The sequence below is a fragment of the Methanobrevibacter filiformis genome (genome assembly GCF_001639265.1).
GTDB lineage: Archaea > Methanobacteriota > Methanobacteria > Methanobacteriales > Methanobacteriaceae > Methanacia > Methanacia filiformis.
On record NZ_LWMT01000240.1, the window covers coordinates 1 to 18,305 of the forward strand.

Consider the following 18,305-nt stretch of genomic DNA (forward strand, 5'->3'; position numbering starts at 1 on the left):
TACCAAGACACCTGAAAAAAATATACAAGACAGAACAAGGAATAACAACCTATTTAGATCTTCAAAGAATAAAATGGGAGCAAGAAAGAGGAAAAATTATCTCAACCATGAAGTTTTTGACATAGCCCTAATTACTATAATTAAAACAAATTTCAATTTTTGAGAAGAAGTTAAAAAATTAAAAATTAGAAAAAATTAGAAATATTGTAACATATATTTAAAAATTTTAGTAATAATTTATAAAAACTCTTTAAATCTAATTTAAAGAGTTATTAAGAAGTATTTTATAAAAATCACGAAATTATCTCATGTTGCAATTTTTAAGTAATGTACTAAATATAAAGAAAATAAGTAATAATAAATATATAATAAATATTATTTGATTGTCTTAGTTTTAACTGAACTAAAAGAACCATAAGTCTTTTTACCATCTACAGTCTTGTAGCCTCTAACTTTATATGAATATCTTTTATTTTTTAATCCATAATCTATAAATGTGTTTGTTCCTTTTTTAACAATTTTTTTGACTTTAAACTTTGTATCATCCTTGCTGTAAATTTCATATCCTGTGACTCTTGGAACTTTATTCCATTTAATAGTGATCTTATTTTTAATAGATACTATTTTGGAAATAGTAATTTTATCTGGGTTTGTAGTTATTTTCAGCTTAGAACTACTTGGACTATAAATCATTTCATTATTATATTTTTTGTACGATCTTATTTTATAAATATGGCTTGTTGCACTTTTGGATTTTATAATTACTGAATTATTTTTATTTCCTATTAATGTCTTCAAAAGTTCAAAGTTTTTAGTTTTAGAATTATATTTAAAAACTTGATATCCTGTAGCTGCAGACTGTTTACTCCAATTAAAACTTATTTTATTGTTTGTTATCTTTAATTTTTTTAAGTTAGCTATTTTTGGAAGAGATATATTTTGAGTAGGTGTGTTTTGGGGAGTTATACTATTAGTAGGCGTATTGGAAGTAGTTGTATTTTGAGGAGTTTTATTGTTTAAAACGAAAGATTTAGACTGTATTCCAAATAATACAACCCAATAGTATTTATAACCTCCAACATCACTTTCATTATAAAGATAAGCAATACCAACAGTTTTGTAACTTGAATTTAGAATAGCTTCTCTGTGTCCTTGTGTAGATTTCATCCATTCTTTAACAATATCTTTTGGCGTTGAGTTTCCAGCTCCTAAATTCTCACCATAAACTTTTGATGAAACACTAAGTCCACGATTTCCATCAGGTCGTGTATGACTAAACAGTGTACTTATTTCACTAGATCTTATAATAGCTGCACTCATTAAATCTTGATCCTCAATCAGTGAGGCAATATTATATTTTGCTCTCTCTTGATTAATTAGTTCTAGGACTTCACTAGGATAGAACAACTCATTATTTGAAGTTTCTGCAAAAGCTGCAGAGATAATAGGAATTATTAGTATAATAATAAAAATTATTTTTAGATATTTTCTCATATTAAATCACTAGTGTTTATATTTTTTGCAGTATTCATCATAACATTTAAGAATAAGATAAAATGATCATAAGGATAATATGACATTATATAAACTCATACATACCCATACATACCATATTAATGTATAAATTATTGTTTTTATGTTTTAAAATTATATAAACTTTATTATTTGAGCTTGTGTTAAAAATTCCATAATAATCATGCCAAAAAAGTTTATAATGTAATATATAATTATATATAAGTAATGTTCAATATAGCTCCAAAAAATTGAAATAAACAAAATAGTATAATGGGAAAAATTTTAAAGGAAACTAAGTATGACTCTAAATAAACTAAACCTTGACTTTACTCAATTTGAGAATTCACATGAAATAGATAAAATAATAAAAACCTTTGAAAAGCTTGCAGATCCTGAACAAGTAGATGGAATGGCTAGGTTCGGAATAAATCCTAAAAATACTTATGCTATTCGAATGCCAGTTATTAAAAAAATAGCTAAAGATTATAAAAATAATCATAGTTTAGCATTGGATTTATGGAAAATCGATACAAGAGAAACAAGGATCTTAGCATCGCTTGTTGATGTTCCAAAGGAAGTGACATCTAATCAAATGGATAACTGGGCAGAGGAATTCGATTACTGGGAAATTTGTGATCAATGTTGTATTAATTTATTTAGAAAAACTGAGTTTGCATATGAAAAGATTCAAACATGGAGTGAAAGTGAAAAAGAATTTGTTAAAAGAGCTGCTTTCGCATTAATAGCCACATTAGCTGTTCATGATAAAAACCAAAAAGATGAAGCATTTATTGAATTATTGGATTTAGTGGAAAAACATTCTAATGATAATAGAAAACTCGTTAAAAAAGCAGTGAATTGGGCTTTAAGACAAATTGGAAAGAAAAATATGAAACTCAATGAAATAGCTATTGAAAAAGCGAAAGAAATCGATAAAATTGATTCAAAAGCTGCACATTGGATAGCTAAAGATGCTTTAAGAGAATTACAAAACCAAAAAATAATTGATAGGATTATTTCTAAAGATAATAAATTAAATAAGTAGATAATAATGGATAATAATAGATAATAATAGATAATGGTGGATAATAATAGATAATAATAGATAATAGTGGAGTTATTAAGTAAATGGACAATAATTATTAAACAAATGGACAATAAATAATAAAATAGATTATTTAATATTATTTAATATTTAATTTAAATAGCTAAGATATAAATTTCATGAAAAACAAATTAACCTACATAATAAACATGCAAATTTCTATATAATAACCTATAAATTTATTTTAAAACATCCACTTTTAGGAATAATGTCTATGATTGAATATAATCAGTTTAAAAAAATTGTTGTTGAAAAGCTTGGAAGAGACATTGAGTCAAATGATGATCAAAATATAGCTATCTCTTCTTCAATAGATCAGTCTCTTTTTATTGTTGCAGGTCCTGGTTCTGGTAAAACAACAGTTATGGTTTTAAAAATCCTTAAGTTTATATTTGTTGATGGAATTGAACCAAATGAAATAATAGCTACAACATTTACAAAGAAAGCAGCTAATGAATTATACTCAAGGATTCTTGGTTGGGGAAGTGAGATTAAAAATGCTTTATTTGATCTTAACCAGGACAATATAAAGAAACAAGAACGTATTAATCGGATAGACTTTAGTCAACTTATTACAGGGACAATTGATAGTATTGCTGATGATATATTAAAATTATATAAAGATCCTGGTTTTGATTTACCTGTAGTCATAGAAGATTTTGTGGCTAACTCTGCAATGACAAATACTGGGCTTCTTCATACTAATCGTTACTTAAGTAAAGATTTACAGGAGTATTTGGGAACAATAGTTGAACGAGATAAAGTTACAAATCCTTCTAAAATGAGTGATATTTTACTTGATATCAAAAATAGATTATTTTATGATCAAGTTGATAATGAAAAGTTTAAAAAATCTCAAAAAAGTAAAGGTGCAGTTATTGCACTTGATGCTATTAGTGATTATGAAAATGAACTTAAAAAAAGAAATATGCTAGATTTTCCAATGCTTGAATCATTATTTTTAGAAAAATTGGATTTAAAGCAATTAAAGGAATTTTTATCTAATTTAAAAGTGATTTTAATTGATGAATACCAAGATACTAATTTAATGCAGGAAAAGATATATTTTAAATTAGCAGAATCAACAATTAGAAATGGAGGAAACATCACTGTAGTTGGTGATGATGATCAATCATTATATCGTTTTAGAGGAGCGACAGTCGATTTATTTACTAATTTTAAAAAAAGAGCTACAGAAGAATTAGCTATTGAAGTTAAAGAAGTTAATCTTAAAGCTAATTATCGTTCAACTGAAAATATTATAAATTTATGTAATGATTTTGTAGAATTGGATGATCAATATCAACATGCTCGTGTTAAAGAAAAACCCAAAATAACACCTTCAAGAGCTGAATCTATCGATGTGCCTGTTCTTGGAATGTTTAGAAATACAGAAGAAGATTTAGCACGAGATCTCACTAAATTAATCAGGGATTTAACTCAAAAGAAAAAAGTTGAATTAAAAGTTAAAAAAATACTTAAATCTAAGGATTATAAAAAATATGATCCTAATATAACTGGAATGAATGATAATGCTAAAGGACATGTTACATTAGATATGTTCATTAATAGTAATGATACTTGTAATAGTAATGATACTTGTAATAGTAATGATACTTGTAATAATAATGAAGAAGTGGGATATAAAATAAATCTAAGGTTAGATGAAGAAAATGGTTCTCCTGCAGATATCGCTATTTTGTCTTATTCTCCTAAAGAATTTTCTTTTGGAAATCAGCTATTTCCTTATCATTTAAGGAAAACATTAAAAAATTTAAAAGAACCTATAGAAGTTTTTAATCCTCGTGGCCAGGATCTTCAAACCATTCCTCAAATAGCTATTCTTTGTGGTTTAATGTTAGAATGTATTGATCCTGAAAGTAAAATCCAAAAAAGACTTAATTCCCTTCCTAAACTTGCAAATGTTAATATGAAGAAATGGCGAAGAATAGCTAATGAATATATTGATAAATCACCACCACCACATCAACCATTAGCTTTAAAAGACTTTGTTGAACATTGGCAATCCAGAACACCTTACAATATTAAAAATAGTCTTTGGCCTGAAACTGCACATTTAATTGAGCTTGCATATAAATTAATAAATTGGATAGAGGAATTTCAGGAAAATCCAGAAGGATTGGTATATCTTGAAGCTATTATTCAAACAATAACTCAAACTGGATTTTTAAATAAGTATTCTGCTAAGATTTATTTTGATGATAATCATATATTAGAACGAAATTCCATTGAAGAAGCTATTTGGAATATCTTTGTACCAATAGCTACAGGAGGAGTTTCAATTGATGAAAATCTTCTGGAAACCCTACCAGAAAATAGAATAAATATAATGTCTATTCACCAATCAAAAGGCTTGGAGTTCCCACTTGTTATAGTTGATGTTGGGTCACGATTTAAAAAGAATGTAGTAAAAACATCATTTTTAAGATTTCCCAAAGAAGGTGGAAAAACATCAGTTCTTGAAGATGAAATCAGAGTACACAGTCCATTAGGTAAAGGAGAAAGAACATCAAAAGATCGTGCATTTGATGATTTAACTCGACTTTATTTTGTAGCTTTTTCAAGAGCTCAAGATGTTTTGCTATTAATTGGTCTAAATTCTGCCATAGATGGATATATGGTTGATGATGATCACAGAAAAATACCAAATGTTGCATTAGGTTGGAGAAGAGACCAAGAATTTATAGGCTTTGACAAAATAATGTTAATTTAATTTAAGGTATACCTTATATATTGAATAGTTATTATGGATCTATAATTAGTAACTATAGAATATTAAATTTAGAAATGATACTAATTAAATAATAATATAATTACTAAAAATAAAAATTTTAATTAAGTCATAATAATTTAGATTATATCATAATTAGATTAAGTAATAATTTAAATTATATCTTAATTATATTAAGCAATAATTTAGTGTATAATAATATAGTAATTTAATTAATAACAAGTAAACAATGTAGATCAAGAGTATTGGTGTTAAAATGAAGTTGTCATCAAAGTCTAAAGAATATATGATACCAGAATACAGTTTAACTGGAGATTTATTGTCATTTTTAACATGCAATTTACAGTATAGGTATCAAAACAAAGGAGAATTAATTCCTTCTCGCCCTATTCAACTGTGGTTTGGAGAATTTATTCATGGAGTTATGGAAGAAGCGTATACTCAATGGAAACTTACTAAAAAGCCGTTTCCATGGGATTGGTTAAAAGATATCCGACCAATTGAGGCAAAAATTGATGAACGAATGCAAGCACGAGGTCTTTATCCCCCAGCACTGAAATATTTTATCCCTTATCAGATTCCAGATGAAAATCTAAATATTGATCCTAAAAATCCACCTAAACGAATTGTTAGCTCAAGAACTGAAAATTCTATAAATATATGGGGAAAAGAAATATTTCCATTAATCGATTCTGCAGAAGTAATGATAAAATCATTAAGAGAAATGCCAAAAACAGAAGACGATGAAAATAGGGCAGAATATTACTGTATTAATGGTATAATTGATGTTTTAAGTTCATTGAATATAAATGATGAAATAGAAAAAGATAATTTAATATTCAAATATTTAAAGAAAAATGAACACTTTAGGAAATATCTTGAATCCCTAAAAGAAAAAGAAAGTTCCAAAAAGAATAAAAATGGTAATTCTTTTAAAAATGAAGAATATGAAATTATTATTGATTATAAAGGAATGAAAAGACCTACATATAAATCAAATTCTTGGGAACAACAAGCTTGGCAGATTTTAACTTATAGTTGGCTTAGAAAAATACAAAATGATGCTAAGCCTATTGTTGTTGGGATAATTTTTTATTTAAATGAGCTATTACCTGCTGTTGGAGATTTAATAGCTATTAAAAAAGATATTGAAAACAATGAAACTGATATTGAAATAAATGATGAAGACTGGGAAAATCTAGAAAAATGGAAAGGTAGTGATGAGGAGGAATTTCCGCAATTATCTGAACAATTTAAGATAGATAGGTCAATTAGGATTATTGAAATTAATAATGAACTTATAGACAATGCATTAAATCAATTTGACCATGTAGTAAGTAATATTGAAAAATCAACAATAGCTGAATCTAAAGGAGTTCCTATAAAAAATGCATGGAAAGCAGATTCCGACAATGAAAGAACATGTGATGCATGTGATTTTAAGTCATTTTGTAAGAAATATAAATCTAAAACAGATATAACAGTGCCTTAATAGGTATAATGTACTTTTAATATTTGTAAAAGCATTCCTTATACTTAAAATGGTTTATTTTGGAAATAGCTTTTGATCAAACTTTTTTTAAAAGTTTGTTTCATATTTGTAAAATCATTCTTTATACTTAAAATGGTTTATTTTGGAAATAGCTTTTGATCAAACTTTTTTTAAAAGTTTGTTTCATAGGTATGGTGTACATATTGATAAAAGCATTTGGCATGTTTAAAATGCTTATTTCATGAAACATTTGATCAAACTTTTTTAAAAGTTTGAATATATTTTTTTAATATATCTTATAATATTACATGAAAAATATAAAAAGTTAAATACTATAATGAACAGATAACTAATAACATTGGTATTTAATTAATATTTATTTATTATTTATAATTATGTAAAATGAATTTATGAGGTATGAAGATGAGTAAGTTACATATAATATCCTGGACATTAAATGGAATTAGAACACGATTTAAAAACAAAGAAATGGAACCAATATTTACTGAAGATCCCGATATAATTTTAGTTCAGGAAACAAAAGCAACATATGAACAGGTTCATAAAAGTAAAATTGAAAATATTCCAGAATACTATTTTTATTCATCTAAAAACAAGGATTCTAGAAATGGAGGAATAGCTACTTATACTAAACTAAAACCTAGATGTGTTACCAAATATTTCCAAAAACCTAATGATTCATTTAAAGAAAAGATCCTAAACTTTAAATTTGATGATTTTAGATTAATTCATATTTATGGACCAAATTCTGGAACTAGTAAAAAAGATTTTGAAAATAAGAAACTGTTTTTTGAAAGTTTAAATAGCTATCTTAAAAAAATTGCAGGAGAACAGATCATAATAGCTGGAAATTTCAATACTCCTCATTTAACTGAAGATATTAGTGAATTAGAATTAAATAAAACTAAAAACTTCGATAAAGAATCAGAATTTATTAGTAAAATTTTAGAATTAGGATTTAAAGATACTTTTAGGTTGAAAAATGCTGATGAAGTTAGCTATACTTCTTGGAAATCAAAAGAATCTAAAGAGACCAATAATGGGGCAAGATTAGATTATTTCCTTGTATCCGAAAACTTAAAAGAATCAGTTATTCAATCTACTATTTTAAATAAAATTGAAGGATCTAAACATGTCCCAATTTCACTGATTATTGAAATATAGTTGAATATATATTCATTAATTGATTTATAGGATTTTTATTATAAAATAAGCAATTAAAACGAGTTTTAAAAAATATGTATTATTTTAAACTATTTATTGTTTTTTTTAAATAGATGAGAATTAAATTTAGAATTAAAATTTTTAAATTAATTAATAGTTTAAAACTAACTACAATTCTAAATTAATAAAAAGTTAATAGTAAAAATTAATATTAAAAATTAATTTAATATGGTTATTTCATGAAATAACTTTTGATTGAACTTTTATATTTAATTAATTATGGCTAACTCTCCAGCAGAGGTTATTTCAAAGGAGTCTTTTTTAATTAATCCCATATCTCTCAACTCACGAATATGGTTGTAAGCCATTCCTCTACTAATTCCAACAGCTTCAGAAAGCTTTTTCACAGAGTTATTTCCGTCAATAATATTTAATAATACTTCTTTTTTAGTTTTTGAAATTCCAAATCTTAAGATAGGTAAATCAACAATTTCATTATCTTCAAGATTTACATAGAATATTCTATCTACAAATTGATGTTTAGTATAAGATCCAAAGAGAATTCCAAGAATTTGTGGCTCGATTGAGCTACTAATGTTCAAAACAATTCTATTTCCAGAATCTTTTTCTTGATCAATAATTTCTGAAACTTCTATTCCTATCTTAACTATGTCTTTACTGTTAATTTCTTTAAATTGGATGTCTATGAACCTTCCAAATACATTAGATAAAGTTTCACGAGTTTCTCTTATAACATCTGATTCATTATCTTCTGTTAATAAAACTACTTTCTTTGGTGAAAACTTTGTAATAGAGATCATCAAAGGCTCGGCATCATGTATTGTAGATATAAGTATATTTTCCATTTATATTGTCCCCAAATATTATTTAATTTTTATGAACATTTTATCGACTAACTATGAAATATAAATAAACTGCTCAAATGTCATTAAAATATAAAATTCTATAAACTAAAATTTTATAATACTACATATAATAGTATACTATTTAAATGTTTACTATTATGTATATTATACTTTTAATATTCAATACATTATAACAATATTAGTTAATATTATTAAAAATTGTTCCATTTTAAAAGAACATATTATATTAAATATTATATAGTATTTATAAAAAATTACATTTTAAGTATAACATACAATATTTTGTATATCATAGAATATATATGTTTTTATAGTATATATATGTATTCATTGTTCTCATGATATAAAAAATTTAATAAGTGAAATTTTGAAAAAAATTATTAAACCTATTTAATATCTTGAACCACATGAATTTGATAAAGTTAAGATAAATCTATATATTAACATATATTTCAATTAAATATATACCTTAACTTACAAATTAATATTTATTATTAATCTATTTATAAACTTATCTAATTTATCCCAATGAAAAACATATAATAAAGATTATTTATATTATAATAAATAGTAATCATATATAATATTTTATAAGATATTTACATTTTAATGACAAAATAATAAGAAAATAACATCAAAAACTGATTATTTAGGACGTTGATTTCGAAAAAATAAAAAATTTTTTCAAAATCCATTCTAATCTATAAAAATTAATTTAACTTCACATGATAAGATTTTGCAAAATTTTCTATTTTGCGAAATCAGTGTATTTATGGTGTTGATTTCGAAAAAATAAAAAATTTTTTCAAAATCCATTCTAATCTATAAAAATTAATTTAACTTCACATGATAAGATTTTGCAAAATTTTCTATTTTGCGAAATCAATGTATTAAATTTTTAAAACAAAAAACAAGAAGGAGTCATGATAACTTGAGTGAAATTTGTGAAACTATAATTGAAAATAATGAATATTTTGCTAAAGAATTAAAAGATCTCTTAGATTTAAAATATTTTCCTGTAGCCATCAAATTCATTATAAATGAAGAAGACGTTCCAGAAGATCTTGAAAATTTTGATGGAAAAATAAGACATTGTGAAATGGTTAAAAAAGCAGCTGAAGGAAGTTCATTTTACGCTACATCCAAAAATCAAGCATGTAAAGGGGGATCAGCAGCAATAGGTCTTGAAAAAATCCCTAAAAAAATAGTAACTGGTGAATTTTACTTCAACCTTAAACGATTCAAAAGCATAGGTTCTGCAAAAAGAACATTAAATGAGATTCCAAAGATAGATATAATAAATTATGGAATAGCTTATGCTCCATTAAATGAAGCTAGATTTCAAGCAGACATAATTGTACTTTTTGCTACTCCAAAACAAGCCATGAAGTTGTCTCAAGCTATTGTTTACACTTTAGGAGGTAGAATAAATGCAAATTATGCAGGAATACAATCGGTATGTGCTGATGTAGTAGCTGGACCATATATAACAAAAACTCCAAATATGTCATTAGCCTGTTCAGGAGCCAGAAAATTTGCAAAAATAAAAGACGATGAGATGGTCATAGGATTAAATGGAGAAAATATTGGATGTGTAGTAACAGCACTACAAGCAATAAGTTCTTAATATCATAACTTAAACCATTTTACTAATTAATATTCATTTAAATATTTAAATAGCATTATATATTGAATAACACTAATAAAGATACTTGAAGTATTTAATATAGGTTGTATAAAATTTTTATACATTAAAATATTAGTTTAGTTAAAAATAATCAATCAAGGATATTGTTTCCTTATTTATTTTATTTTACTTATTTCTTCTATTTTCTAAGTATTTCAAGAATAATTTATATTCTTCATAATTGTTAATATTTACAAGCTCAATGTTCTCTTTTTCTTGAATCCCAAAAAAACTAAATCCATCTTTAAACATTTTTCTCAAAATAGGATTTAAATTTTCATTTTCACCTTCAAGATATTTCATCATAGGTTTTTTATAAACTGCAAATGGCATTCCTAAACCTTTAGCTGTATCTAACCATCCTGTTTCAAGTCTTCTTAAAATGGAGATAGTTTTTTCAGGATTATTTGAATCTACAATTCCAGTTATTATATTATTGTAAGTAGGAGTAAGAACGGTTGGCTGATCCCCAGCACAGCATAAAACAACCTCTGATGATGTTTTTTGGATACCATTAAGTAATGATCTTGCAAGACCTACATCTACATTTTCATTTTTCACAACTTTTACATTATCTTTGTTTAAATTAACTACATTATTTATAACTTCACTACTGTAGTGTCCAAGTACAACAATACATTCATTAACACCCGAATTTAATACATTTTCAATTGTAAGGTCCAGTATGGTGTAATCATTGTAGCCATTTAACTCTAATAGTAACTTATTTTTTTGAGGAATATTCTTATTAATTTGATCTTTTACCATTCGTGAACTTTTTCCAGCAGCAGTAATAATTGCAGAAATTGAAGTCATTTAAACACCATTAATCCTTAAAATTTTTAAAGTAATTTAATTATTACTATTATCACAATGAAAACATGACTTAGTCATTTTTATCATTGAATACTTATTTTTACTATTTTTATAGTTTTTTACTAGTTTTTTACTAGTTTTTTACTATTTTTATAGTTTTTTACTAGTTTTTTTGCACTGTTTTTTATTAATTTTTAATAGCTATTGATTATTTGAAGAGTATTTAATTAGTTTAGTATGAATAATGGTTCCAGTACCACTTCCTTCTGTCCACATTATGATTTTCACTGGATAATTTCCACTATTTGTTATTTGGATTCCAGAACCAGGATTCACTCCAAAATTTACTGCTTCAAAATCTCCATTCATTCCAGATGGAAGTGGAAATCCTGCAGATAAAATTGCTGCTCTTAATGATCTTGCTGGAGGACATACTCCATGAGATGCGCCTCCACCTGGAGCATGAGGGTCTTTAGAAACTGCAAATCCTATCATTGTTTCTCCCGATGCTGTTGAATTTGGAGGAATTATGGTTCCGTTCCATGCTTTTGTAAATTGATTAGCATTAAATGCCCTAGTGGCATCATTATATTGTGGATAAGATCCTAAATAGCTATAAGACTCTGTTAAAACTTCTTCTGAATAATTACTCATATAAACCATTGTAGGAGTTCCTAAATTATGTTTATTTGTGTAATTATAAACAGATTCTCCAAAATATAATTTAATATTATCAGGAGATACTAAGTTACGATTATCTGAAAAATCATCTAAAGCATAACGAATTGTTAGATTATCTCCAGTATCTGCTTTAAGACTCCAATTACCAATATCTTCTGAACTTAATACATCATGATACACAGTGTTATTATTAATATTATCAATAGCTATTATTTTTACAGTCTTATTTTTTTCAATCATCTTTAATCCATTTTCTGTTTTAGTTAAAGTAGTATAAGGCACTGTTTTTCCCCAAATTAGTGCATTTGGCGATTCTACAGATATTTTATTATCTTTGAAAACCAAAACTCCAGGTCCTTTAAATCCCTGAGCTTCTCCAGAATCAGAAATTCCCAAAGCAGAAACTTTATTGATCGGAACTGTTACAACACCAGTGATTACAGTCTTATAAGTGTCCAAAATTTCTAAATTTTTAATTTTATAAAACAAATAGTCAATATTTGTTGTAACTGGAAATTTAATAGCTTTATTATTATCAATTACATTTTCACCTTCAAAAACTGTAGATCCATAAGGAATACTTGTCATTTTCCAAATATTCTCAGAATCCACTTTGTATTGAACAATAGCTGAAAGTGGTATTAAAACCATAACTATAACAAACAGAGCTATAACTATCCCAAAAGATTTCCTATTATAACTTTTGATCATACAATCTGACCTTACCTTATTTTGCTAAATGAACATAACATTATTTATATGTAAATTAGAAGTGTTTTTAGATTTGGTTTATTTTTAATACTATCATATTTTTTCTAAAAATAGTTTAATAATTTAGATTAAATATAAATAAAGTTATTAATATTTGTTTAAATTAAATATATTATTTAATTACTTATTTATTAAATGTATTGTTTTTCATGAAATCTAAGAAGATTATTAAAATAATATTTAATATTTATCTAATAGTTTTTATATCATGTAAATTATTATACATTAATACTATGATTATTAATTTATAATTAAATAATTAAAAAAATATTAGACTTTATCTATAATAAATATTGCTATTGTACATATTTCAATTAATAATTAGTTTTAAATAATTAAATTAGATAAATATCAAACTATTAATAATTAACATAAAATAGAGCTAAGATAAATTATAATATTATACAAACTAAACTACAATATTATATTCAATTATATTTAAATATAAATTAATTATAATATTGAAATTTGATTTAGTATATATAAATACATGAAAATACATATATAATATATAATAATAAGTTATAGGTAATAAAAAAGCTTAGTATAACAGCTATATATTTAAAAATAATTATGCAAATTATTTGTTATATAATTAATTTGTTTCTTTTTTAAGTAATTCAGATAAAATATCTTTAGAATATTTAGTTCCTGCTTCTCCAATTATAAGAATAAAATCATTATTGTTTGCTAAATCTAAAGATAATTCAATTCCTTCTTTTACTTGATTATATGTTGCACCTAATGTGCCTTCTTTATTATCAACAACACTTGTTTTTATTTGATGTAGTTTAGTTGAAATGCCTTTTGATGCTTTAAATGCAGAGTTAGAAACTGGAATAATTATATCTGCTTTAGATAATATATTAGCTATCTTTAAGTCCCCTTCTTCTCCACTTTCAGAAGATATGGTATTTAATACAATTAATTTAGAACTTGAATTGTTATTAACTGAATTGTTTTTTAAGAATAAAATGCTTTGAATGATTGATGAAACACCTGCAGGATTATGGGCAAAATCTAAAATAAATACTGGCGTAGTATTTAAAACTTCAAATCTACCTGGAACACCAGTAAATGAATTTAATCCTCTAATAATTTCATCAAACGGAATATTATATGAAAATGCTCCAGCTGCAGCAGCTAATGAATTATAAACATTAGCTATTCCACCATTTACAGTGATTTTTCCTTGTTTTTCACCAATTTTTAGTGTATATACTAATTGATTTAATTCACCATTTGTAGGACTAATTGAAATATCTAAAGCTTCAACATCTAATTTTGGGCTTTTAAATCCACATTCACATATATAGTTTCCAAGATGACCTAAATACTTATTATTATATTCTAAAGATTCTCCACAATCTGGACAAATCCACGGTTCTGTTAAATCATTGATCCCATATTTATCTAAGTTATTACTACTTAAGTTATTATTATTACTATTATTATTATTATTATTATCGTTTATTCCAAAAAATATAGTATTTTCTGGAGTTTTACTTAAATTATTAAAAGATGTGGCAATTGGATCATTACCATTTAATATTAAATTATCAGCTATTTCAACAATCTCTTTTTTACAGTTTATGTAATCATTAAAGTTTTTATTATTTAAATGATCTTTTGATATATTGGTAATAATTCCAGTATTAGTTTTAGATAGTCTTGCAGACTTGGCAATTTCATTTTTGTTTCCAAATGTCCCTATTTCAATAACTCCCACATCCCCACTTAATCTAGATTGGAGAGATGGAATATATTCAGTATTTCCTTGGATATTTAGCATATGTTCAGGAACAGTAAGTCCAGAAGATTTAAAAATAGTTTTAAGCATATTCACAGTAGTTGTCTTACCATTAGTTCCAGTCACAGCATAAATTTCCTTATGAGGATTAATATAATTTAATATCTCATATATGCCATAAATAGCTACATCATTAACACTCTTAAGATAATTAACAACCTTACTATTTTTTTCTAAGCTTGGAGCTAAAAAGAAAGCACTTGCAGACTTTAATAATTTTTCATCATTATCTCCAAGGCTTAATTCAATACATTCATTAATAAAAACATCATTTAAATAGGTAGAATCATTATTATCTGAAATAACTACATCAGCACAATGTCCTTTAAGTATTCTAGCTATTAAACTACCAACAGTTCCACATCCTCCTATTACAACGACTTTACCTGAAAGACTTTTATAAAATGAAATAGCTGTTATAATATCATTTCGAACATTATCATATGCATTAACAACTCCAGGACCAATATGAATTATTGTATCTCCATTTGAAGATATTTCAAGAGCCTTTAAAATGGAGCTTACAACATTATCAGTGATGTAAAATTCCAGTTCTCTTGCACCTTCTTTTACTTCATAAGAAGCACAGGAATCAATAGCTTCAGTTGTTTCATTTTTAGAACTTGAAATAACAACATCCACATAGCGAGAAAGTATTTCACCAATTTTGAGCTTGTTTCTTGAGGTTAATGTATCTGGATTATCTAAACTTACAATAAGTCGTCCAGAAACATCTAAACCCTTAAATAGTTTTTCAATACTTTCAGGATTGTGTGCTGCATCCATAAATATATTAACACCATTTACATTATCAATCTTTTCAAATCTACCTTTAACTCCAGTAAATGTTTCAATTCGATTAATGCTACAATCAATATCTTGCCCAAAAATCAAAGACATTGTTAAAGTAGATAGAGTATTTTCAACATTGCACATTCCAGGAATTTGAATAGCTATTTTTCGCTCTAATGGACCAATATATTTGACTTCATGATTATTGCAATTACAATTAATCAAATTACAATTAGCACATAAAAGTGTTGGTATTTTTCCTATAGAATATATAAATTCAGATCCACTTAATCCATTTAACTTTATATCTTTTGCTGTAACATCATAATTAATATCGGGACAGTAATATGTTTCATTATCATATATGACTTTTTGAGGATTTTCTAAACTGTATACAATATATTTTGAAGATAATGAATCTAATCGACTATTAATAATCGGATCATCACCATTTACAATAATAAGTCCATTACTATTTATAAGATCATCAATAGCAATATTCCTTTGAATATAATCTTCAAAAGAATTGAATTCATCCATATGGTCAGGTGTTAAGTTAGTTAAAACTCCTGCACTAAGTTCTAAACCTTCTACAAGACGGATTGTTCCATGGGGAAGTTCAAAAATAGCTAATTCTTTATTATCATTATCTTCATTAATCTCATTATTTTTTCCTTTATTATCTTTAGTATTCCTCTTATTTTCACTTTTATCATTATTATCTTTATCATCATCATTACTGTTTGATTTTTCATTAATAATCATCTCAACAAGTCCTTCAATAACTAAGGAATTTTGAAGTGATGAAAAAATAAGTGTGTTTAATTTCTCATTAAAAATGAAATTAATCATGTTAGTTGTTGTAGTTTTCCCATCTGTTCCAGATATGCCAATCATTGGAATATTAATTAATGAATTTAATATTTTTCCTATATCTTTAGTTTCTATAATAGTTATCTTATTATTCTCTTCTAATTCATGAATTTTTTTAATAAACTCTAAATTTTTAGGAATATTTGGAGATATAAAGGCATAATCAAAGTTTTTCAAAGAATCTGGGTCATGATTCCCAAGTTCAAACTTTACATCACGTTTTTTCAATATTTTAATATTTCTTTGGGCTTTTTTAGGAAGATTTTCGAATATATTGCTGTCATTCACTACAACATTGTTTCCTAAATAGTTTAAAATATTAGCAACAGGTCGCCCAGCGTTTCCTGCTCCAACAACTAAAATATTTTTGCCCTTTATCATGATATCATCCTTTTAGCTAATTTAATAAACAAAAGCTATTAACAATATATTATTAAGTTTAATTATATATCTCTTTTAGTTTAAATATTTAATTCTTTTTCTATAACTTTTGCAAATTTAATTTCCAGAAATATTTTTAAGTCTATTTTGAATATTAATAATTTTTTCCTGACCATTTCCTCCAACAAAAATAGCTGAATTATATAAATTAGAACATTCTAAAATACAATCAATAACTTCTTCAATAGTCTTTAAAATCTTAATTTCACCATTAAAATGTAATGAATTTAATCTATTTATTGATTGACTGAAATCATCATTTAATCCATTAAATAAGAATAATTTATCTGGATTATTTTTAACAACTTCATCTAAAATATCCAATCTATGTGTTTCATTAAGTCGTGAGGTTCCTATAAATACAGCAGAAAAATTATTTTCATCTAAAACTAATTTTACAGCATCAGAATTATCAGTTTTACCAATATAAATTTTTGATTTGTTCAAATCAAATAACTGAATTCTACCTTCCACTGCTTCAAAATTTTTAACAGTATTTCTAATTATTTCTTCAGAAATATTCATATATTTAGCTATTTCCTCAGCTAAGCCAACATTAAGCTTATTAAATTCGCCAATTAATTTAATTTCATCATCTGATTTTTTATAGGGAATAACCTCTTTAGAATACTTAACATAATCATTAAAGTTAATATCATCATTATTAATAAAAATAGTCTTATTTTTAAAGAAATTCATTAATTTAGATTTGTATTTTTCAAATGATTCATGAACATTCATGTGATCATTACCCATATTTGTAAATCCTATCAAATCAATGTTAAATACATATTTACAATAATCTAGAGTCATATCACAAACTTCAATAATCATTACATCCCAATCTTCATTTTTATTAAGTTTATTTTCATCAAGATTATCTCCATTATACTCTTTATTTTCTGTTTTTAAAATAAGATCACAATATCCAGAAAATCCTCCACCAGCATTTCCTCCAATTAAAACTTTTTTACCTGCATTTTCAAGTATATCTTTAAGAATTAAAGCAGTGGTGGTTTTACCATTTGTTCCAGTAATAGCTATTTTAAATAAACTTTCATGATTATTTAATACCTCATTAATTAATTTTCCAGACTTTTTTAGTTTAATAGCTATTTCACTATTCCAAAGTCCTGGACTTAGAACAATAGAATCACATGCAATAATTTTATCATATTCATTACTACCTAATTCTATAGTTAATCTGTTTCTATCAGAATTATCTAAATCTAAATCATTTAATGATATATCTGCAGATAAATCTGTAGCATAAACTTCAAAACCTTGTTTAAGCAAAGAGATAGTTGCTTTTTTACCTTCAACTCCAAGTCCAATAACAGCAGTTTTCATATTATCAATTAAAAAATTTAATAAATATTGTAATAATCTTATTTGTCATAATGTTTAGTAAATATTGTAATAATCTTATTTGTCATAATGTTTAGTAAATATTGTAATAATCTTATTTGTCATAATGTTTAGTAAATATTGTAATAAT

Annotated in this window: 11 protein-coding genes; 5 read left to right on the top strand and 6 right to left on the bottom strand. The window is 25.2% G+C overall.

The genetic code is table 11. From position 1 onward, the window contains the following. Positions 1–375 precede the first annotated feature (375 nt). Positions 376–1,494 carry a CAP domain-containing protein gene (locus tag MBFIL_RS06715; protein ID WP_066972859.1) on the bottom strand — a complete coding sequence of 373 codons (1,119 nt, stop codon included), beginning with the start codon at positions 1,492–1,494 and terminating at the stop codon, positions 376–378. Positions 1,495–1,813: 319 nt separating this feature from the next. Between MBFIL_RS06715 and MBFIL_RS06720 the strand changes: the two genes are divergently transcribed. The 4 genes from MBFIL_RS06720 to MBFIL_RS06735 all read left to right on the top strand — a co-directional run bounded on the left by MBFIL_RS06720 (position 1,814) and on the right by MBFIL_RS06735 (position 8,049). Further along, positions 1,814–2,560, top strand: coding sequence for a DNA alkylation repair protein (locus MBFIL_RS06720; protein WP_066972861.1), 747 nt, complete (start codon positions 1,814–1,816; stop codon positions 2,558–2,560). A 274-nt stretch (positions 2,561–2,834) separates the two neighbouring features. Further along, positions 2,835–5,354 (top strand): UvrD-helicase domain-containing protein, encoded by a 2,520-nt coding sequence (locus tag MBFIL_RS06725; RefSeq protein WP_066972863.1) that lies wholly within the window; start codon positions 2,835–2,837, stop codon positions 5,352–5,354. A gap of 274 nt (positions 5,355–5,628) precedes the next feature. Beyond that, a complete protein-coding gene (locus tag MBFIL_RS11330) occupies positions 5,629–6,864 on the top strand; it encodes a PD-(D/E)XK nuclease family protein (RefSeq protein WP_066972865.1) in 1,236 nt (411 codons plus the stop codon). 423 nt (positions 6,865–7,287) lie between these two features. Continuing rightward, positions 7,288–8,049, top strand: a complete 762-nt coding sequence (locus MBFIL_RS06735; RefSeq protein WP_066972867.1) for an exodeoxyribonuclease III — start codon at positions 7,288–7,290, stop codon at positions 8,047–8,049. A 269-nt stretch (positions 8,050–8,318) separates the two neighbouring features. Here MBFIL_RS06735 and csa3 read toward each other — a convergent pair whose 3' ends face one another. Then, the gene (gene csa3, locus MBFIL_RS06740; protein WP_066972869.1) at positions 8,319–8,915 is read right to left on the bottom strand and encodes a CRISPR-associated CARF protein Csa3; all 597 of its coding nucleotides are present in this window, start codon (positions 8,913–8,915) and stop codon (positions 8,319–8,321) included. A 952-nt stretch (positions 8,916–9,867) separates the two neighbouring features. On the opposite strand from csa3, the gene MBFIL_RS06745 reads away from it, so the two are divergent. Beyond that, positions 9,868–10,563: a DUF169 domain-containing protein gene (locus MBFIL_RS06745; protein ID WP_245637473.1), complete on the top strand. Its 696-nt coding sequence runs from the start codon at positions 9,868–9,870 to the stop codon at positions 10,561–10,563. Positions 10,564–10,749: 186 nt separating this feature from the next. Here the strand turns inward: MBFIL_RS06745 and MBFIL_RS06750 are convergent, their stop codons facing one another. The 4 genes from MBFIL_RS06750 to MBFIL_RS06765 all read right to left on the bottom strand — a co-directional run bounded on the left by MBFIL_RS06750 (position 10,750) and on the right by MBFIL_RS06765 (position 18,157). Further along, entirely contained in the window at positions 10,750–11,439 is a 690-nt protein-coding gene (locus MBFIL_RS06750; RefSeq protein WP_066972871.1) for a nucleotidyltransferase family protein, read from the bottom strand. A 201-nt stretch (positions 11,440–11,640) separates the two neighbouring features. After that, complete coding sequence (locus MBFIL_RS06755; RefSeq protein ID WP_066972873.1) at positions 11,641–12,831, bottom strand: hypothetical protein; 1,191 nt, start codon at positions 12,829–12,831, stop codon at positions 11,641–11,643. Positions 12,832–13,486: 655 nt separating this feature from the next. Next, the gene (locus MBFIL_RS06760; protein ID WP_084266340.1) at positions 13,487–16,747 is read right to left on the bottom strand and encodes a Mur ligase family protein; all 3,261 of its coding nucleotides are present in this window, start codon (positions 16,745–16,747) and stop codon (positions 13,487–13,489) included. Between the two features lie 117 nt (positions 16,748–16,864). Beyond that, positions 16,865–18,157 carry a Mur ligase family protein gene (locus MBFIL_RS06765; RefSeq protein ID WP_066972875.1) on the bottom strand — a complete coding sequence of 431 codons (1,293 nt, stop codon included), beginning with the start codon at positions 18,155–18,157 and terminating at the stop codon, positions 16,865–16,867. Positions 18,158–18,305: the final 148 nt, after the last annotated feature.